This is a genomic window from Nostoc sp. DedQUE07 (assembly GCF_034530975.2).
In the GTDB taxonomy this organism is placed as follows: Bacteria; Cyanobacteriota; Cyanobacteriia; order Cyanobacteriales; family Nostocaceae; genus Nostoc.
This window is the reverse complement of the sequence record NZ_JAVRCC020000071.1, coordinates 13836-33507: the sequence shown is the minus strand read 5'-3', so window position 1 is coordinate 33507 and position 19672 is coordinate 13836. Positions and strand designations below refer to the sequence as shown.

Here is a 19672-nt window from a genome sequence, read left to right as displayed (position 1 = left end):
AAGTTGCAGGTCGATGCATTAAAGTTGCAGGTCGATGCATTAAAGTTGCAGGTCGATGCATTAAAGGTGCAGGTCAATGCATTAAAGTTGCAGGTCGATGCATTAAAGTTGCAGGTCGATGCATTAAAGTTGCAGGTCGATGCATTAAAGGTGCAGGTCAAGAAACTAGGGAAGTTTCTCAAAAATTTACTGCGCTAACACAGGCAAATACTTCCGAATTAATCCGATTATTACTTCTGGCACTTCCAGTTCTGGATTCAACCCAACATCTTCTAGTTCGATAAATGCTTGGATTGTTTGTGGATTTAGATTTGCAAGGCGACGCCCCACATCCGGCCCTGTAAACTTTGCTTGGCTTCCCCAAATAAAGATGGTAGGTGTTGTCAATCTTGGAATGTATTCTGATAGATCGAAGGATGAGTTACCTTGTAAAAATGACAAAGCAGCATACTCAGCATTTGGCTGCTGCGCCGATTGCACAAAAGCTTCTACAATTTCGGGAGAAAGGCGATTGGGTTGAGCAAAAACTCGCTCAAAGAAGTCACGAATGCCAAAGCTGCTGACTTGCCCTGCATAAAGAACGCGATCGAGAATAGGGACACTGGCAATTTGAGCGAAAAAACTATTGCTATAGTATTGCCTAAAGTCTTTAATGCCTGACGGAAGCGTAAGAATGAGTGATTTAAACAGGTCGGGACGTTTGACTGCGGCTCGGATCGCAAATGCTCCAGTTAGGGAAGAAGCAATTATTGTTACAGGGCCTTGGCACGTCTGCTCGATGAACTCAATTAGCATTGCGATGTAGTCGGCTGGAAGATAATTTTGTTCGGGACGATCCGATCGCCCCCAGCCAATCAAGTCGGGTGCTAACACTTTATACTCTGCTGCAAATGCTGGATACACCTTCGACCACGCGTAGGCAGATGCTCCGCCTCCAATACCGTGGAAGAATATCAAAGTTTCGCGTTCGGGTGGCGTATGGCCCATTCCATCAGTTGCCCAAAGTTCACCTTGGTTAGTGTAATAAGCCATCTTTCCCAAGCTAGTTAAAACGGAGCGTTGAACAAAACCGAGTGGAATGAACATAATAAATTCCTCCTCTACACGAACGACATGAAATCGAAACTAGAAAGTTTAATTGCCAAGTTTTGCTAACCAACGGGCAGCATCTTTGGCATGATAGGTGAGAATTAAGTCAGCGCCAGCCCGTTTAAAGCCGAGCAGCGTTTCCATGACCACCCGTTCTTCGTCAATCCAACCGTTGAGAGCAGCAGCTTTCACCATCGAGTATTCGCCAGAAACGTTGTAAGCAGCAACGGGGAGGTTGCTTGCTTCCTTGACGCGCCAGATAATATCCATGTAGGCCAAGGCTGGCTTGACCATTAACATATCTGCACCTTCGGTAATGTCGAGTTCGATTTCTTTTAAGGCTTCACGACCGTTACCAAAGTCCATTTGGTAGGTTCTGCGATCGCCAAATTGCGGTATTGAGTCGGCAGCATCCCGGAAAGGCCCGTAGTAAGCTGAGGCATACTTGGCGGCATAGGACAAAATCGGCGTATCTTGGAAACCAGCTTCATCTAAACCCGAACGAATAGCTTGCACGAAACCATCCATCATTCCTGAAGGTGCAATGATATCTACGCCTGCTTTGACTTGGGAAACTGCCGTTTTTTTCAGCAATTCCAGTGTCGGATCGTTGAGAACGCGCCCAGTTAAATCACCTAATTCCAGATAACCGCAGTGTCCGTGACTGGTGTATTCGCATAGGCAGGTATCGGCAATGACGATTAATTCCGGGACTGCTTGTTTGACGGCAGTAGCGGCTTTTTGAACGATGCCGCAATCGTGCCAAGCCCCCGTAGCGTCTGCATCCTTGTCTTCAGGAATGCCAAATAAAATAATAGCTGGAATGCCGAGGTCGTAGACTTCCTTGGCTTCTTCCACGATTTTATCTACAGAAAGTTGGTAAACTCCGGGCATGGATTTGACTTCGTTGGCGATCGCCTCACCCGGTACGGCAAAAAGCGGGTAAATTAAATCACTAGTTGTCAGTACATTTTCGCGCACCATCCGCCGCAGTTGGGGATGGCTTCTCAGCCGACGCGGGCGATGAATTGGAAACATAGTATTAAAATGAACGATGAAATAGCCAATAGACTTCTTACAAAAGTGGGCTAAAGGGGAAAGCGGCTTACAAAAAATCCTTTCCCTTTAATCGCATTTTTCCCCCTGCCCCCCTGCGTACACAGCGACAGGATTTGCAACTCCCTAACTGCGCTGGACTGTCTGGAAAATTTCAGTCAAAATCTCTGTAGCTCCTTGTTGCCGCAAGTTATGAGCTAATTGAATACCTAAATTTTCTGCCTCGCTAGCAGTGCCGATAACAGAATCTTTGACTAGACGTTTGCCATCGACGCTGGCGACTAATCCTGTTAATGTAAGATTATTGTCGTCCAGTTGCGTATTAACACCGATGGGTACTTGGCAACCGCCTTCTAGTTCTCGCAAGAAGGCACGTTCGGCTAAAACGCGATCGCGGGTGGGGACGTGTTCGATTGCTTTGAGTAATGACAGTACTTGCAAATCGTCAGCGCGGCATTCAATCCCTAACGCTCCCTGTCCGACAGCGTAGAGAGAGAGTTCGGTTGGCAGAATTTGATGAATGCGGCCGCTCATTCCCAATCGCTGCAATCCTGCGGCTGCCAAAATCAGCGCATCGTATTCTCCATCATCCAGCTTTGCCAAGCGCGTATTTAAGTTGCCGCGCACGTCCTTAAAAGTAAAGTGGGGGAAGTGATAACGCAATTGTGCGAGGCGGCGCAGCGAAGAAGTACCGATGACTGTGCCTTCTGGGAGCGTATCAATTTGCTTATCTTTGTATTTTTCATGTACAACTAAAGCATCTGCCGGGTTTTCCCGTTCTGTTACAGTTGCTAAGGCTAACCCTTCTGGCAAGCAAGTCGGCAAATCCTTGAGAGAGTGAACCGCAAAGTCAATCTCTTGGTTGAGCATTCCCAATTCGAGTTCTTTGGTGAATAGTCCCTTATCGCCAATCTTGGCTAATGCCACATCCAAGATGTTATCGCCTTGGGTGGACATGGTGTGGACTTCAAAGGAAATATCGGGAAAATGCTTTTGGAGTTGTTCTCGAACCCAGTAAGTTTGCACGAGTGCGAGTTGGCTTTTACGAGAACCGATGCGGATGGTGCGAACGGGACTGGAAATATTAGATGAAGCGGGTTGAACTGAAGTCATGGCTTTTAGTTAAGATCGTTTGACGAGTAGCTGAGTTGTTTGACTGTCTCGAAAAAGAAAGCAACATTCTCTTCTGGAGTGTTCGGTAAAATCCCGTGACCGAGATTGAGGATGTGCTTTTGGTTCCCCGCTTTGCGGATCGTGTCGAGAATGCGATCGCGGATCAGTTCTTTAGTACCGAACAACACGCACGGATCGATATTTCCTTGGACTCCAATATTTGCACCAAGTCGCTGCCGCGCTACTGCCATATCCACAGTCCAGTCCACGCTGACGATATCAACACCGGATTGCGCCATTAACTCTAGAATTCCAGCACTGTTGTTGATATACAAAATCAAGGGCGTATCTGGGTGCGTTGCTTTAACCTGTTGCACGACTCGTTGCAGATAAGGTAAAGAAAACGTTTGGAAATCTTCAGGACTGAGTTGTCCCGCCCAAGAGTCAAATAGTTGCACGACTTGGGCACCAGCATCAATTTGGTAGCGGGCGTAAACTGCGATCGCATCTGCCAGTTTCCCTAAAAATTGATGCAGCATCGCAGGTTCGCAAAAAGCCATCTTCTTGATAATGGCATAGTCTTTCGAGCTTTTACCTTCAATTGCATAGGCAGCTAGCGTCCAAGGTGCGCCCACAAAGCCTAAAACCGTAGCTTGAGTGTTCACTTCTTGGCGTAGCGTCCTCAAGATTTGCTGCACGAAGGGTAAAGAAGCTTCGGGGTCGAGGGCAGTCAGCGCCTCAATTTGTGCTGGCGTGCGAATTGGCCGCTCGAATATTGGCCCTTTACTTTCTAGAATGTCAAATGAGATACCCATACCAGGCAACGGCGTGAGGATATCGGAAAACATAATCACTCCGTCGGGTTGGAAGGCGCGGAAAGGTTGCAGTGAGATTTCCACGGCTAAGTCAGGGTTTTCGGAGCGATCGCGAAACGAAGGATACTTCTGACGCAAATCTCGATAAACTTTCATGTAGCGGCCTGCTTGGCGCATCACCCATACAGGAGGGCGATCGAGTATTTCACCCCGCGCAGCTTGCAGTAACGTATAATTCCCCATCTGTTTCTCCCTGGATTTAATAATTTGAGCTGAAGCTAAGAATTATGGTGTTGCATCAATGCAGAATGAATTGAGATTGTTAGCCAAGGTGCGAAGAAAAATTCATCCCAGAATTCAGCAACGCCAAAATTATCTCTGCAATACCATTCAAAACGAACTCTATATTTATTAAGAAACTTCAAGAAATAAATTATCCAATCTTGTGGGGTGGGCATCCTGCCCGCCTTATGGACTGGGCGGGCGAGACGCCCACCCCACAATAAATAATCAGTTCCTTAGTTCTTCAATAAGACAGAAGAAGGTTGGATTAAATTTCCGTTCGAGTTATCTGATTGCTTTCGATCGGGTTTCATACCCCATCCCATTGCCAAACATTTTTGCCGAAGTTTGCGATAAGCAAGAGATAAATTATCGCAAGGAACGTGAACTTCGTCTGACAACTTATCGGGGACTGCCATCGGATATTCCGACTCAACCACTCCCTTATCTTCCATCACAACTTTGTAAGCTGCCCGTTGAAATATGCCATCAGCCCAAGGGAAAGTTAAAAAACTGCGAAACTGAATTCGCTTAGTAATGGTGGTGCGATCGTCAATAGGAACGTGAACAGTAAAATTAACCAGCTTGCCACGACCGAAGTCAACCACTAAACGCGTGATATTGGGCATATAAAAGCCCAAAGTCACTTTTACATTAGCTTTCAATGGGCGAAAGACAAAGGCGAAAATGTCTTTTGCTTTGGTATAATCTCGGACATTAACTTTGGCGTGACCCTCCCATTCCCCGACATTCAGCTCGTAATCTTCCATTTTTTGCTCTAATGCAAACCCATTCCCGAAGGACTTGGAATGAATAATAGATACGTGAGACATATCCATATCATTCTCTAGCGTGCGGGTGTAGTGAGCGTTGAGTTCGTATTCAAAGAAAATTTTCTGTAGCCTTGGGTCTTCAAATTCTGGCAATGGTGGGATTGGCGGACGTTCTTCTTCTGGTAAATCACCATAAAATAGCCAGATAAAACCGTATTTTTCCTGTATTGGATAGCTATCTACACGAGCATTCTTAGGAATAGGAATTCCGGGTTGATTAGCAGGAATATTAATACATTTCCCATCTGCTTGAAACTTCCAGGCATGATAGGGGCAATGGATACAATCATCTTTTACCCAACCGAGAGATAAGGCAGCACCACGATGGGGACACCGATCTTGGAGAGCTATCAGTTGTCCTTTAGCGTTACGGTAGAAGACAAATTTCTGATTTAATATCCGAACTTGCTTGGGTTTTGTAGTAACGGCGGCGCTAAACTCACAAGCGTACCAGAAGTTTTTTAACATACTTACTTCCTGCTATTGCTATTAAGAATCATGGAGTTTCTTAAGTTACGCTTTGAGCAATAACTTCTTCAACTTTTGCATGGACTTCAATACTTTCAAGTCTCATTTGAGCAACTTTGATGTTTTTTGCTGCTATCTCTACGGTGCTGATTGATAAAGAGGATGTTTGGGCAACAACATTAGATTGCACCTCTGGCGTATCTAGATTAAACAACACTTGTAGAACCTGGAGGACAAGACGTTGAGCTTCCAAATCGCGCTGCGTCCGCAGTTGCACCATCGGTTCGTGGAGAATTTTGTTGATAATCCTTTGAGTTAGGGCTTCGACGGCTTCTTGATGTTTTTTAGCAAAATCAGATCCCATACGGGACAAAGCTTTTTCTAACTCTTGTTCGCGAATTTTTTCCATTTTGTCTCGTAAACAGCTAATAATGGAAACAGTTTCTCGCGATCGCAACCAAGTTTGAAATGCTTCTAAATCCTCTTGGATTAATGCTTGCGCCTCTATTGCCATTTGCCTACGACTTTCTTGATTCTGGGCAACGACGGTTTTTAAATCATCAACATTAAACACTTGCACATGAGGTAACTCATTAACGTCGGCATCAACGTTACGAGGCACTGAAATATCAAACAACATCAAAGGCTGTTCGGGTTGCAATGCAGCTTTGAGTTTGGCTCTATCAAGCAAGGGTTCAACTGAAGCAGTGCTGGTAAAAACTAAGTCGGAAGCTGCCACTAATGACATCAATTCAGCAAGCGGATAATATTGCACTCCAGCATCACTAAATTGATTCGCCAATTCCTGAGCGCGTTCGAGGGAACGATTGACAATGGAAATTTGAGTTGCGCCTTTAGCGATGAGATGTTGCACGAGTCGCCGAGCCATGTTACCAGCGCCGACAATTGTCACTCGACAAGCCGATAACTTCTCTACTTTGATTTGGGCTAATTCTACTGCCGCAGAGCTAACCGAAACCGCACCCGTACCGATTGATGTCTGCGTTCTCACCCGCTTTGCAGTGGTAACGGCTTGCTTGAACAACTGATTGAGGATGCGATCGCCCTGATTGTGTTGCTGAACCAATTGGTAGGCGTGTTTAACTTGAGCCAGAATTTGTCCTTCTCCCAACACCAAGCTATCCAAACCAGAAGCAACTTGCATCAAATGTTTAACAGCATCTTGCTGTAGCAGAGTAAACAAGTATTGATGTAAGTCTGAAAAAGGCAGTTTACTGTACTCGCAAAGAAATTCCGTCACCTCTTGAGCTGCTAAATCTATCTTGTTTACAACTACGTAAATTTCTAAACGATTGCAAGTGCTAAGAATGGCAGCTTCTTCAATGTGAGAGTATTTACACAGCTGGGCGATCGCGTTTTCAATTCGCTCTTCTGGAATACTCAGTTTTTCCCGAATTTCAACCGGAGCTGTTTTGTGACTAAGACCTACAAGTGCGATATTCATGTTTCCTCTTTTGAAGTTTGTCTTCTTCTAGAGCCTCGGTCAAGTAATATGGATGGTTCTAAACAAGATGATTGAGAAGTGACTTATACTGCGATCGCAGATTTCGTAGCAACTTCCTTAACAAGTTGGTTTTTCGGTTGGGCAATCTGTTCGTATTCAAAAAAGCCAGAGTTAAATGTTCCTTTGGGATCGTACTTCCTTTTAATTTCATTAACTTTTGGCCAGTAATCGCCAAATTGGCTTTGCCACTGTTGAATAGTAAAATCTATCCAGCAAGTTAAATATCTTTTTCCACCCATTTCTAAACTCAGATTACTGAGCTTTTTCAATTCAGCCAAGATGGGTTGAACTTGCGATTTCGGAATGCTGGGATAAATTCCAAACCCAATAATCAATTCTTCCTCTTGCGGTAAACGAAACATCGGCTTGGTGTTATTGCGATTTAACAAGCAAAAACAGCCCATTTGTGCTTTACTAATATCGAGAAAAGAAGGCAACTGTTTGAGAGCCGTTTCGATGTAATTTTTAGCAGATGAGGCTGGAAGAAAAACATCCATCCAAGGGTGAGCGATATCCTTACTATCTACTTGAATCATGGGTTCGATGAATTTTTCAAACCCCAAGTCTTCAGTATGGATATGACGATAGAAATTTAAGCCAGCAAGGATTTTTTTGTTATCAATAACCTCAAGAGAATTTGCTTCAACAGTAATCCGCAACGTGTAAAACCATTGAATCAAAGGTTGCATTATCCCTGTAGCTCTGGATACTCCTTGCAAACAGGGAACTGGGAAAGATACAAGATGATCGACTCTTTGTTCGCTGACTAAAACCCGTTTGTCATCTAAAAGAGCATCTAGATTGTCATAAAACAATAAATAGGTGCGGGTTTGGGAAGGGTAAACTTTGAGTTTGTGCTGAACTTGGGTAATAATTCCAAACTGACCGTAACCGCAAAGTACGTGATTAAAAAGTTCGCTGTTATCTTCAGGCGTACACCAGAGAATCTCGCCTTCTGCTGTTACCACTTCTAAACCAAGACAATTATCAGCTTGATTTCCGTAACGAAAAGAGGCTGCACCTATACCACCCGCAGAATGAGTTCCTCCTAAAGAAACACCAAAATAATTGGTTAATACGGGAGGAACTAAACCATCAGGAATACAAGCATCGATTACTTGATTCCAAGAAGTTCCCGCATCAGCTTTAAACCAAAGTTGCTCTTTTTGGATATCTCGAATTTTATCGAGATTGCTCATATTTAAAACGATTCCATCTTGGTTTAAAGACTGACCGCCTAACGAATGTCCCGCAGCGCGTGAAGAAACTACTAATCCTTGTTGAGCAGCATATTTAACAGTTTGGGCAATATCGTTAGCGTTTTGAGGAGTAACAACAACTTGGGGAGACTTTTGGAATATACCACCAAAATCTTGAGAAACTTCTGTCAAAATTTCTGAAGCGTTGCTGACTTCACCTGCAATCAAATGCTTGAGGTCTTGAATGATGCCATTCATAAAAGTTACGATCCTTTAGAAAGAGACGTTTTTAAAAGGTTCATCCCAATCTGCAAGATTTTAGGAGTCAAGCGAATCAAATCGAGAATATGAGAGAACAAGCTGGGTGATTTTTGTGGCTTTACTTCTAACCCTTTGGCAGGTCTTTCATATTTGAACATACAAACGCAATCACCATCTGCCTGCTTGCTAATAATTGCAGCTTTCATCCCAGGAAATGCTCTTATGGTTGCTTCTTGTTCCATCTCGCAAATAACTCGGCAAGGGCTTTCAAGCCCATATTCTTTGGCAATTCCAAGAACCGGACAAACTCGTTGAATTTCTAGTGCAGCATCTTTTCCTGCTTGGGAAATATCTACAACTTGCATTTTGAAGCCCATGATCCGAAAGATCGGAATTGCATCGGTAAAGCCTTTGGCTATGGTGGTATTGTCAATGAAAGCACCCATGAACGCCTTTTGATGAGCGGGGTAGGCTAACATCATTTGTTCAAAAGCTGCATCTTCTCCAATTTCATCTGCCAGCTTTTTGTAGGCTGCAAATCGATTCCTAAACATACTCACTGCTTTGGAGGAATCCATTTGCATCACATCGTTCATGGTAATGTCGCCAATACCTATAACGTTGTCCATTGACACTTCTCCGTATTTTTTTACTAATTTGAATGACCTGGAAAAACGAGGTAATCAACGGCCGATCGCTGCTAGATTGGAGATAGCGATCGCCATAAACTCTTTTACTCTTAGATTTCTACGATTGACAACAGAAATAACAGTTTATCAATCCAATCTTTGATCTCATTCTCAATCAGTTTATTTGTCCAGTTCTCAACCAACTGTCTGCTAGAGATTTTTTAATTATGGAGTTTATTCTCTTTACTAATTCAGAACTAGCATGTCCTTGGTGATTCAGTACTAGCATGAAATGAACTCCATAAGTATAGTAAAATCAGCGTCAACGTTAGGTATCTGCTAACAAACATACACAGAAATACAATGTCAACTTCCCGCAGTTGCTTGATTGAGAAATAACTCAACCATTGAACTTGTAAAAAATTGCTAATTTCAGTTTTGAAGTTGGCAAATTCAGTTGAATTAGACCAGCGAACTGATTTGTGAATTTTTAGCCAAATACTTGTCGGCAATTTTTCCATAAACACCTTGTTACTTCCTGTTTAGAGGCTATCTCTAAAGAAATGTGAAGAGTAAAATTTAGGCGCTTCTCATACCATTTCACTCAATTATTGATAAGTAGAAGGCAGGAGTTAGAAGGTAAAATCCTCAACAATAAAAGGTTTCGCTGGATTGGATTTTACATTTAATTATGTCTGCTTACTTACAAATTACTTTTCTTACTTTCCCTGCCTCAACAGGCGAGCCTGCTCAAGAAGAATGTCATTTCTATCAATCTTCAGGTGAAACGGTATTAGGATTTGGGTAGCCAACATTTTTTATCGGCTGCTGTTTTCAAATCTGCTGTTGACCGCCTTTACACCCACTGTTGGGGATTTCTCAGTACCTCTAGAAGCTTTGCCTCTTCGCTATCAGCAATGGGTTGGTCGTTATAGTTCCAAAACGCTTCTCCAGGCATACAATTGAGGACGCTTTGCGTACTTACAATCCCACTTGTTAGTCCGAATCGAACACCTCTATCATGCAGGAGAATAAATTCGGCATAACGTCCGCGTCTGATGCGCTGCCAATATTTTTGCTCTTCCGTAAACTCCATATCCTTACGTTGTTTGACAATCGGAAAATAGGCAGGGATGAAAGCTTCAGAACAAGTTTTTACAAAGGAAAATAAAGTTTCGGCATCGGAATGTTGTAAATTGTCAAAGAAAATTCCACCTATACCTCTACACTCACTGCGATGAGGAAGATAAAAGTATTCATCACACCACTTTTTCAAGCGTGGATAGAGTTCTGTATCGTGCTGGTCGCAAGCTGCTTTATGTACTTGATGGAAATGAACTGCGTCTTCTTCAAATAAGTAAATTGGTGTTAAATCACCTCCACCACCAAACCACCAAGAACCAGGTTCAGTACCATCACCCAATTGGAAGTACCGATAGTTAACGTGTGCTGTCGGCACCATTGGATTAAATGCATTAATCACAACACTGGTACTCGTAGCGAAGAAAGAAGTACCTTTTTCATCTGGTGCTATAGTTGTTGGGTCAGCCATCACAACATCCGATCCTCGAAAGGTGACACCAGGAGGTAACTCACCTTTCATTGATACGTAGTTGATACCTACTTTTTCAAATACATTGCCGTTCCGTAGCGACTTGTCTATATAGATAGCACCGTTACTGTTTTCACCTTGTACCCATTGCCCTATTTCATCTCTTGTCCAGTGTTGTTCGTGAAGTTTACTTCCATCTATTTCCTCAATAGCTTCGCAAACATTCTTGAACATATCTAACAAAAAACTTTCAACTCTATTACTAATTGGTGGTTGCTTGACTGCTGGGTTTTCAAGAATTTGAACCATGACAGATGACCTCATTGTGACTAAATAATTATTTCCGAAGAAATTTTGGAATTTATAAAAATTGGCAGTTACTTCTCAAGTTTTCAGCTTGGAGTTTCATTGATTAAGTATGTTTGCTTCGTAGCAAAAATCTGGAAAGAAAAGAGCTAGCTTTTCGCGTTAATTACTTTTAGGTTTCGCATTAGCTAAATCTTTTCGTAATCTATCTTTTTCCGTTAGCCAGATTTTTACTAGTGAAGATATAGAATTTTAGGAAAATTATAAAAAAATTATTAAGAAGTAATTGCCTAGCTTGCAGAAGAAAAACAGGATAACTTCAATAACCGTAACTAGTCACACTTAAAATCAATTGTTTGGTAAAATTTTAACTTAACTAAACAATAAGTTATTTTTAGTTAATTTTTAACTTCAACATAATCAATATCTCATTCTTTAGATAGAAGACAAAATATTATTACCGATCGTTTACGCTTGTACTAATTTTTCCGCTTTTTCAATATTTAGGAAACTCCAGAAAATAAAATATACAATTTGCTAGAATAATAATCATTTAAACAGGCGATATACACTGTATTTTTGGTAAATAGACCTGCCTTGAAAATAAAGACTGGGGACTAGGAAAGTAATTAGTTAAAATTATTCAATATAAAAATAGCTCCTGGAACAAACATACCGTAAGGAGTCATGCTTATTTTTGGGTAAAATCATGATTGTCATTTGCCGTTAGTACTCGATTTCTACCACCACGAGAAATGAGTCAATATTAACTTAAATATAAAATACCTGATTTCTCTAAAGTTTATTTTCTTGATGTTCTATAGCTAATTGCTCAAAAACTACATCATTTTCGGGTATTTTTTTGAGGTTGGATCTTGGCAGTTTTCTTGAGGCAATATCCTAAATCATTTAACTTGACACGAATTGTTTCCGAAGTTGGTAATTCTCGATCGTCATAACCAAACTTATCAATTAATTGATGTCTCACTTGAGCCGCAGAAAGACGTGTATACATTATTTTGCCTTTAAATTCTGGGTCTATTTGCCTTTGTGAATCGACAATTTTTTTGATATCTTCTAAAAGATTTGGGAGTTTTGCTTCTGCTTTACTACGTCCTCTACTTCGATAGTTATCTACGCAAGTAATACTAGTAGTTAATTCTTTAATTCCTTTACTAATAGTTACGCGATTCCATCCTAACTCTCGCTCCGCTAGAGACTGTCCTCCGTGTCCTAATGCCACTACTGTTTGTGCTATAAATTTACGTTTTTCTGCACCTTTTAATTGCTGTGCGGTTTCCTTCAACAACTTTTTTAGTAAATCCGTTAATTGTATTGGCATCTCTGTTCACCCAAAAATCCAATCATCATTGAATTTACTACAAAAAGGGAGGGAGAGACTGCGATCGCCAATCTCCCCCTCTTTTTTCAAAATAATTATTGTATTTGTATATTTTATTTTCTGGAGTTTGTCGAAAAATACATGTAGTGTTGTCACTACTAAATAACTTTTTTCTTAACTTCACTAGTCTTTACTGGCGAAATTTTTTAGAAAACTTACCCTAGATCACAAAGGACTTTTGAACTTTCGTTTTCGTAACCTGGATGTATAAGGAGGAGCAAGAGGCATATACGGTGATTAAAGGTAGTATGCCGAAAGCGCTTAAGTTTCGGTTTAAAGCGCTCTGTGCACAATATGGATTAAAGATGAGTGAAGTCTTGGAAGTATTAATCAGCGAATGGGTAAAGGCTGATGGCCCAACTTCTTCTTTCATGACTAACACCTTAGATGAAGACCGAGACAATATCACGCATATCAAGGCATACATTCCCTCCTCCCTGAAGATACAATTTAAAGTTCTTTGTGCTCAAAGAGAGGTTATGCAACGCTTTATCCTCTACAACCTTATCCGTGAATGGGTAGAAAAAACCCATGAAAGAAACTTGCCATGAATCTATTATTCCGTTCAACTAACATCGACAAACCTAACAAAAGTAAGGAATTAAGTCTAAAGAGCAGTAATCCCTTTATTCAACTGATATTTAACAGGGACACTATATCTGAGACTCGCAAGCTTCTAGATAGAGCTATAGTATCTGCTGCCAAAGATACATTACCAAACTGCAAGCCACCTGCCTTAACTCCCACTCATTGGATCTGGCAACTTGCCGCTTCCTACCATTTAACTCACTCTACTGGGCTATTAATGGAAGAAGCAGCTCGGCGCTTTGCTAGATTGGGACGCTGGAGTTTAGCACAATGGGCAGCAGAAAAAGCTCGTGAAGAACAAGGTCACGATCGCCTCGCCTTGCTTGATATTCAGTCGATGGGATATGATGCAGAAGCTGTAGTAAAAACACTCCTCCCTCCGAGTGCTATGGCTTTGCTGAGTTTCTTCACTCAGAGCGTACAAGCAGCAGATCCAATTAGTTGTGTTGGGTATTGCTATACGATGGAACGTCTAGCAATGAATATCAAAGCAGAGCATATCCAACTGGTGGAAGCGATACTACCACCTAATACCTATGCTACTCGCTGCCTGCGAATGCACAGTTGTTTAGGTAGTGACGTAAAGCATGTGGAGGAGACAGTTCAAATAGTGGCAGCACTAACTTCAGAGGAGCGCACTAACATAACTGTTGCCTGCTATGAAACTGCACTGTTGTACTTCAACTCGCTTAAGGAGAAGTATATATCAGAAGTGGAATTACAGCAGATATTGAATCAGTTCAAGTTAGACGCTTGTAGTAAGAATAATTCTATTCCTGAAAACATTTGCTAGTGCAAATATCGCTGAACAATGATTAATTTGTTGGCGTTGCAGAGAAAGCGGGATGATTTAGCAAATTATAAAATCTCTTTGCCTGCTTCCCCTGTACAAAAACTGCTTGCCAGAATTTATCCACTTGTTGTGGAACGCCAATTTGTTTAACCAATTCTTAATCACATACTTCAAACAACCTGAGGAAAATACAATGAACGTCGCAATCACAAGCATTGGACAGCAAATTTTCGGCTGGAAATCTTTCGGTTACTTCTTGAAGCACAACTTCAAGACTTGGTTTCAAATTCAGAATGACGACGAAATTGAATTGGAAGACTTTTTGAAAGATCAATTCGACCAAGGACTATTTTTTAACATTCCTTCCTCTTTCTAAGCTCTCGTGAGGGTTAAGATAAAGCGTATTTTGTCAATCAGTCAAAATACTCTCTAGCCCTCAGTAGAGCGAAAATAGCGCTCGCTTGGGCGCGGGCATTCCGCGCCATCACTCAATTATTAAAGCAAATAATATATAAGTTTTTCATGTTATTTAGATGATTATCTAATTTCAGATCGCCACCTAAATAATTACTAGATGTTAATGCACTATTTACACTTTTTTAACCTTTCTTTATACAACCATAGCTATATTGCGATTGGTAAGTTTTACTGAATTTCTGTAACTTTAACAGAGACAATTGTAGTTTGTTTAAACAAATAAATAGTAACAAATGAAGAAGTCTGATTTTCTCAGGGCTATTCTACCTATTGCTGTACCAACAGCAATATCTTTCACTCTGCTTAATTATCTACAAAAGCCACTAACAGCCCAACCCTCAAGCGTTCATCTAAGAATGGGCAATCCTAGTAATGCTGGCAGTAGTTACAGTAATCTTTTGTTGAGCAAATCTCAATACGCAGTTTCTTACAATTGCTATAGAGGGACACCAAATTGGGTAAGTTGGCAGCTAAACACATCATGGCTAGGAAGCGCACCTCGCCAAGATGATTTTCGTGCAGATACTACATTACCTTCAAGCTGCTACCGAGTCACTTCTTCCGATTACACTGGTAGCGGTTTTGATAGGGGACACATGACTGCTTCAGCAGATAGGACAAATACAATTACCGATAACTCTGCTACTTTTTTAATGACGAATATAATTCCTCAGTCACCTGATAATAATCAGGGGCCTTGGGCTGCACTAGAAAACTATTCTAGAGACTTAGTAAACCAGGGGAAAGAACTCTATATTATTTCAGGCTCCTATGGCACTGGTGGAACTGGGTCGAATGGAACAAAAAACACAATTGCTAATGGTAACGTTACAGTTCCGACCAGAACATGGAAGGTTATTGTAGTATTAAATTCATCAAATTCTGATGCTAGCAGTGTCACTAATAACACAAGAGTAATTGCAGTGAATATGCCTAATTCACAGGGAATTAGAAATAATAATTGGACAAACTACAGAGTTAGTGTTGATTCCATTGAAACAAACACTGGTTACAATTTGCTTTCTAATGTTTCTTCGTCTGTTCAAAGTGTAATTGAGTCTAGAGTTGACAATTTGTAAGGATATTTATTTCACTTAAAACTTAAAGCCTATCTGTAAATTATAGATAGGCTGATGTTTGATTCCTTAAGTTTCTACAACTTTTGTCGAAATTCCGCCTAAATCTTTATCTGAAGTTTTACCAACAATATAGACATCAATACTTATCGTACCTATGCGATAAACCTTGATATTAGTGAGGCGATCTCTTAATTTTTGGACAAGTGATTTAAACTTTTGCACATTTTGTCGTTGTATTTCATCGTGCCATTCTTTTTCTTGGGCACAGTTCCTAAAAAAATAATCTAGTTCTACTTCTTCAACTGATGTTTCTTGAGGATGTCCTGTTAACTGGAGAAGTTTTTGATTTGTCAAAGGTTCTTGCGCTTGATTAGACCACAAAAAAGCTTCAAAAGGATACTCTGATTCACTTATCATTAACAAACCATCAGAGGCTTGTTTAAGTTTTTCCGTAATGTCGTTAGTCATAAAGATATAAAATCACTCAAATACTACTGTTCTATTACCATATACTAATACACGATTTTGTAAATGCGATCGCACCGCTCTTGCTAATACAATTCTCTCCAAATCTTTGCCTTTTCTCACCAAATCATCAACTTCATCACGGTGACTAACTCGCACCACATCTTGTTCAATAATTGGGCCTGCATCTAAATCAGCAGTAGCATAATGAGCAGTTGCACCAATAATTTTCACACCACGTTCAAAAGCTCGATGATAAGGATTAGCTCCGATAAAAGCTGGTAAAAATGAGTGATGTATATTAATAATTTGTGGGAATTGATTAATAAAATTTGCACTAACAATCTGCATATATTTCGCCAATACAACTAAATCTATTTTGTACTGGCGTAATAATTCTAGTTGTTGGATTTCTTGTTCTAATTTATTATCTTTAGTGATGGGAATGTGTTGGAAGTCAATATTAAATTGTTCTGCCACTACTTTTAAATGAGAATGGTTACTAATAATTAAAGGAATTTCAGCAACAAATTCTTTAGCGCGTTGTCGCCAAATTAAATCAAATAGACAATGGTCTTGCCGACTTACCCAAATAGCGATGCGTGGTACTGTATCAGAAAAACGTAATTCCCATTTAGCACCTAAAGGTTGTGCGATCGCATTAAAAGCCGGGGCAATAAATTCTCGCGGTAAATTGAACCCATCTAACTGCCATTCAATGCGTGTGAGGAATAAGCCAGCAGCAAAATCTGTATGCTGATCTGCATGAATAATATTACCACCGTTAGAATAGATGAAATTGGCAAATTTAGCCACCAGTCCTCTTCGATCGGGGCAGGAAATCAGCAATGTTGCTGTCGGATTTGTCATGGTAACTTAGAAAAACTAGTGAGATTTGAAGTAGAGTAGCACAGATGTGCTAACCCATTGTGCGTTACCGAAACATACCACAGAAACCGTAATTGCTTATTTACTATTTGTCGGAGTTGGTAAAGGGGTGCTGAGTCCAGGTAGCTTCTGACTATTATCTACAGGTTGTTTCCACTCTGATAGTTCTCGATTTACGGCATTTGCAAAATCTGTAGATACTAACAGCACATTTATGTTTCCATCGGGTTTTATAGTAGGGTCAGCTTGAGCATACAATAAACGACCGTTAAAGTTAGATTTACCCAAACTCAACTGATGGCTTTGTCGGTTTTTCAGGGTGATATTAATAGTTGCTTGGGGTGGATCTAAGGCAAATTCTCCAAGCTGTTTTGCTGGAGTTGATAAAGTGCGATCGCTATTACCCTTGACCAACAAATCCATTAAATAAGAAACAATAGCATCATTTGCTGGGCCCGATATTGGAGATTTGATTAACCACTTGGGCTTACTAGAAGATTCAGGGTTGCGTTCCAGATTCAGGGTAAGTTTTTTTGTCTTGACTGTCAAAGACTGCACATCATCTTCTCCAAAAGAGAAAATTTTCTGCTTTTGCTCCTTGATTTCTTCGCGCACAGTTGCACCCCGAATTTCATGGAAGTAAACAAAACCACCTAAACCCAACGCTAGCAGTATCAAAATTAAAGTTGTTCGTGGCAATTTCATTTTTTAGTCATTTGTCATTTGTCATTTGTCATTGGGCATGGAAAAAACTCTTCTCCAGTTTCTACTTGTCACTCCTAACTCCTAACTCTTGTACAGACGCGATTAATCGCGTCTCTACTTCTTACCGTCGTTTCCACCAAATAATAACTGCGATCGCAATTCCAATTAAGGGTAAAACTAACAGAGATGACAATATTAAAAGATTAGCTTGTGTGGTTGTCAGGGTTATCCGCCGATTTTTCGGTTCTTTGGGACGAATGGAAAGGGGTTGCCGATCTTGTTGACTCAGCCAAGTAACTGAGTTGAGGAATACATCTCCATTTAATTGCTGTTGAAACAAACCATCGGTGGCGAAATCGGAATTTCCTAAAACTACTAACCGTGACTCGGTAGCTGTTTGAGATGAGGCAGCAGGGGAAGGAGGAGTAGGGGAGGCAGGGGAGGCAGGGGGAGTGGGAGAAGCCTTGCTTTGAGTGGTTGGTGATGGTAAGGCTTGCGGAGTCTTGGGGGAAGGGGAAGGAGTCGGGCTGGTTTTGCTTTGGGTGGTTGGTGATGGTAAGGGTAAGGCTTGCGGAGTCTTGGGGGAAGGGGAAGGAGTCGGGCTAGTCTTGTTTTGAGTTGTTGGTGATGGTAGAGGTGAAGGTGTGGGTGAAACTTGCGGAGTGGAAGTAGATTTGGGTGTTTGTTTTCTTGTTAAAGCAACGCCCAAGGTTAAAGGGCCTTTCAGGTCTTTATCTGCATTAAACTCTAATTTTTCGCTTTGGAGGTCGCTTTCTGCCCAACTGCTGGGGTAGGGTTTGGTTCGTAGCAGTGGAGTAGCCTGAACACCAGGCACAGAGGTAATTTCCAGTGGTCGGGCAATCGGATAAAAAGAATTGCCGTTACCGAAATCTTTGGTAATTGGATGTTGTCCATATTCTGTGACTAAGGGCGCAGCAGGGCCAAGTCCCACAACGCTTTCGCCAGAGACATCGACTGCTAAACGATTATCCAGACGAACACCCCACTCTTGTAACAAGCTGTTAAGTTTGGGATCGGTATTAGGATCGATCATCAGCAGTAAATTACCACCGCGATTAAGGTAGTCTTGCAAAGCTTTGACTTCACCCTCAAACAGTCCTCGTTTGGGGCCAGCTACTATTACGACAGCCGCATCTTGAGGAACTTTGGAAGTTTCTCCTAAATTCAGAGGTGATGTTGTGAAATTTTTATCGCCTAATCCCTGAACTGCTTGTGATATTGCATCTTTACCAGGTGAAAGTTGGCGTTCGCCATGACCTTGGAGTAAGTAAACTTTGGCTGTGGTTGAATTTGTTAGTTGTTGCAGGCGACTAGTTAATCTAATTTCTGACAAGCGCTCATTTTCATTTATTGTTTGTACTAATTGCCGTTTATCCCCAGATTCTAAATAAACTTCTCCATAATCTTTGACGCCAAACTTTTCTGCAAGTCCTGGTCTAGCTTGGGGGTCGATATACTCGTATTTAAATTTTGAGCTTTGGCGTTGATAATTTTCTAGTAGTTCTCGGTCTTGGGGATTTTGGTTAATATCAAATACCCATACTTTCACTGGCTGTGGTAAAACCCTTACTAATTCACGTGACTGAGGTGCAAGGGTAAATAATTGAGCCTCTGTTAAGTCTGCCCGCAAGTGATAGCGAGTTCCCAAAAAGTTAATCAATCCCAAAATTGCTAATATTGCCAGAGTTGCCACTAGGGCATTTGTCCCAGCTTGGGTAGAACGACGATTCCACCAGTTACTCTGGTAGCTTTGCCATATTATCCCCAACCCACTGATGACAATTCCTGCAATCAGAAATACTAATGGAATTAATCCCCACTGTTCAGAGATTAACCCAGCTGTTAAGCCGACAGTAATTAGGAATGGGCCTAACCAAAACAGATATTTCCACAGTTTCTTTTTTGCAACTATCTTCATATTATTAGACTGAAGTGAGGAATTACGAGTTAGGAGTTAGGAGTTAGGAGTTAGGAATTAGGAGTTATTGAGTCTCTGAAACTATTATTCCTTTGTTCCCTTCTCTAGGAGATGCTGCGCAGATACCTCCTTTTCAGTTGGTTTTTTCATTACTTTGCTTAAGTCCTGATGACTTTAACTCCCCACTCCTAACTTTTAACTCATAACT

The 19672-nt window shown here is 41.2% G+C and carries 19 protein-coding genes; 5 read left to right on the top strand and 14 right to left on the bottom strand.

Annotated features, from left to right (window positions below):
* A partial coding sequence (locus RMZ95_RS31190) for a hypothetical protein (RefSeq protein WP_409884242.1) occupies window positions 1–198 on the top strand: 198 nt, incomplete at its 5' end.
* On the opposite strand, the gene RMZ95_RS31185 is transcribed toward RMZ95_RS31190, so the two are convergent.
* The 10 genes from RMZ95_RS31185 to RMZ95_RS31140 form a co-directional block, all read right to left on the bottom strand.
* Window positions 187–1086 (bottom strand): alpha/beta hydrolase, encoded by a 900-nt coding sequence (locus RMZ95_RS31185; protein WP_322682641.1) that lies wholly within the window; start codon window positions 1084–1086, stop codon window positions 187–189. The genes RMZ95_RS31190 and RMZ95_RS31185 overlap by 12 nt on opposite strands.
* 48 nt (window positions 1087–1134) lie before the next feature.
* The gene (gene hemB, locus RMZ95_RS31180) at window positions 1135–2127 is read right to left on the bottom strand and encodes a porphobilinogen synthase (protein ID WP_322682640.1); all 993 of its coding nucleotides are present in this window, start codon (window positions 2125–2127) and stop codon (window positions 1135–1137) included.
* Window positions 2128–2271: 144 nt separating this feature from the next.
* Complete coding sequence (gene hemC, locus RMZ95_RS31175; protein ID WP_322682639.1) at window positions 2272–3258, bottom strand: hydroxymethylbilane synthase; 987 nt, start codon at window positions 3256–3258, stop codon at window positions 2272–2274.
* A 5-nt stretch (window positions 3259–3263) separates the two neighbouring features.
* Window positions 3264–4316, bottom strand: coding sequence for a uroporphyrinogen decarboxylase (gene hemE / locus RMZ95_RS31170; protein WP_322682638.1), 1053 nt, complete (start codon window positions 4314–4316; stop codon window positions 3264–3266).
* Between the two features lie 275 nt (window positions 4317–4591).
* Window positions 4592–5656 carry an aromatic ring-hydroxylating dioxygenase subunit alpha gene (locus RMZ95_RS31165; RefSeq protein WP_322682637.1) on the bottom strand — a complete coding sequence of 355 codons (1065 nt, stop codon included), beginning with the start codon at window positions 5654–5656 and terminating at the stop codon, window positions 4592–4594.
* A gap of 40 nt (window positions 5657–5696) precedes the next feature.
* Window positions 5697–7121 carry a glutamyl-tRNA reductase gene (locus tag RMZ95_RS31160; protein WP_322682636.1) on the bottom strand — a complete coding sequence of 475 codons (1425 nt, stop codon included), beginning with the start codon at window positions 7119–7121 and terminating at the stop codon, window positions 5697–5699.
* 83 nt (window positions 7122–7204) lie between these two features.
* Window positions 7205–8638 carry an FAD-binding protein gene (locus RMZ95_RS31155; RefSeq protein WP_322682635.1) on the bottom strand — a complete coding sequence of 478 codons (1434 nt, stop codon included), beginning with the start codon at window positions 8636–8638 and terminating at the stop codon, window positions 7205–7207.
* Window positions 8639–8643: 5 nt separating this feature from the next.
* Complete coding sequence (locus RMZ95_RS31150) at window positions 8644–9270, bottom strand: L-2-amino-thiazoline-4-carboxylic acid hydrolase (RefSeq protein WP_322682634.1); 627 nt, start codon at window positions 9268–9270, stop codon at window positions 8644–8646.
* A gap of 856 nt (window positions 9271–10126) precedes the next feature.
* Window positions 10127–11131, bottom strand: a complete 1005-nt coding sequence (hemF, locus tag RMZ95_RS31145) for an oxygen-dependent coproporphyrinogen oxidase (RefSeq protein WP_322674130.1) — start codon at window positions 11129–11131, stop codon at window positions 10127–10129.
* Between the two features lie 841 nt (window positions 11132–11972).
* On the bottom strand, window positions 11973–12470 hold the full coding sequence (locus tag RMZ95_RS31140) for an ISAzo13-like element transposase-related protein (RefSeq protein ID WP_322682633.1): 498 nt from the start codon (window positions 12468–12470) through the stop codon (window positions 11973–11975).
* 365 nt (window positions 12471–12835) lie between these two features.
* Here RMZ95_RS31140 and RMZ95_RS31135 point away from each other — a divergent pair, with 365 nt between their 5' ends.
* The 4 genes from RMZ95_RS31135 (at window position 12836) to RMZ95_RS31120 (ending at window position 15467) form a co-directional block, all read left to right on the top strand.
* Entirely contained in the window at window positions 12836–13081 is a 246-nt protein-coding gene (locus RMZ95_RS31135; RefSeq protein WP_322682632.1) for a hypothetical protein, read from the top strand.
* Complete coding sequence (locus tag RMZ95_RS31130; protein WP_322682631.1) at window positions 13078–13911, top strand: hypothetical protein; 834 nt, start codon at window positions 13078–13080, stop codon at window positions 13909–13911. Before RMZ95_RS31135 ends, RMZ95_RS31130 begins: the two co-directional genes overlap by 4 nt.
* Before the next feature lie 193 nt (window positions 13912–14104).
* Window positions 14105–14287 carry a hypothetical protein gene (locus tag RMZ95_RS31125; RefSeq protein ID WP_322682630.1) on the top strand — a complete coding sequence of 61 codons (183 nt, stop codon included), beginning with the start codon at window positions 14105–14107 and terminating at the stop codon, window positions 14285–14287.
* A gap of 334 nt (window positions 14288–14621) precedes the next feature.
* The gene (locus RMZ95_RS31120; protein WP_322682629.1) at window positions 14622–15467 is read left to right on the top strand and encodes a DNA/RNA non-specific endonuclease; all 846 of its coding nucleotides are present in this window, start codon (window positions 14622–14624) and stop codon (window positions 15465–15467) included.
* Window positions 15468–15533: 66 nt separating this feature from the next.
* Here the strand turns inward: RMZ95_RS31120 and RMZ95_RS31115 are convergent, their stop codons facing one another.
* The 4 genes from RMZ95_RS31115 to RMZ95_RS31100 all read right to left on the bottom strand — a co-directional run bounded on the left by RMZ95_RS31115 (window position 15534) and on the right by RMZ95_RS31100 (window position 19464).
* Window positions 15534–15935: a nuclease A inhibitor family protein gene (locus tag RMZ95_RS31115; protein ID WP_322682628.1), complete on the bottom strand. Its 402-nt coding sequence runs from the start codon at window positions 15933–15935 to the stop codon at window positions 15534–15536.
* 12 nt (window positions 15936–15947) lie between these two features.
* On the bottom strand, window positions 15948–16802 hold the full coding sequence (purU, locus tag RMZ95_RS31110) for a formyltetrahydrofolate deformylase (protein ID WP_322682627.1): 855 nt from the start codon (window positions 16800–16802) through the stop codon (window positions 15948–15950).
* Between the two features lie 96 nt (window positions 16803–16898).
* On the bottom strand, window positions 16899–17525 hold the full coding sequence (locus RMZ95_RS31105) for a DUF4340 domain-containing protein (protein WP_322682626.1): 627 nt from the start codon (window positions 17523–17525) through the stop codon (window positions 16899–16901).
* 121 nt (window positions 17526–17646) lie between these two features.
* Complete coding sequence (locus RMZ95_RS31100; RefSeq protein WP_322682625.1) at window positions 17647–19464, bottom strand: GldG family protein; 1818 nt, start codon at window positions 19462–19464, stop codon at window positions 17647–17649.
* Between the last annotated feature and the right edge of the window lie 208 nt (window positions 19465–19672).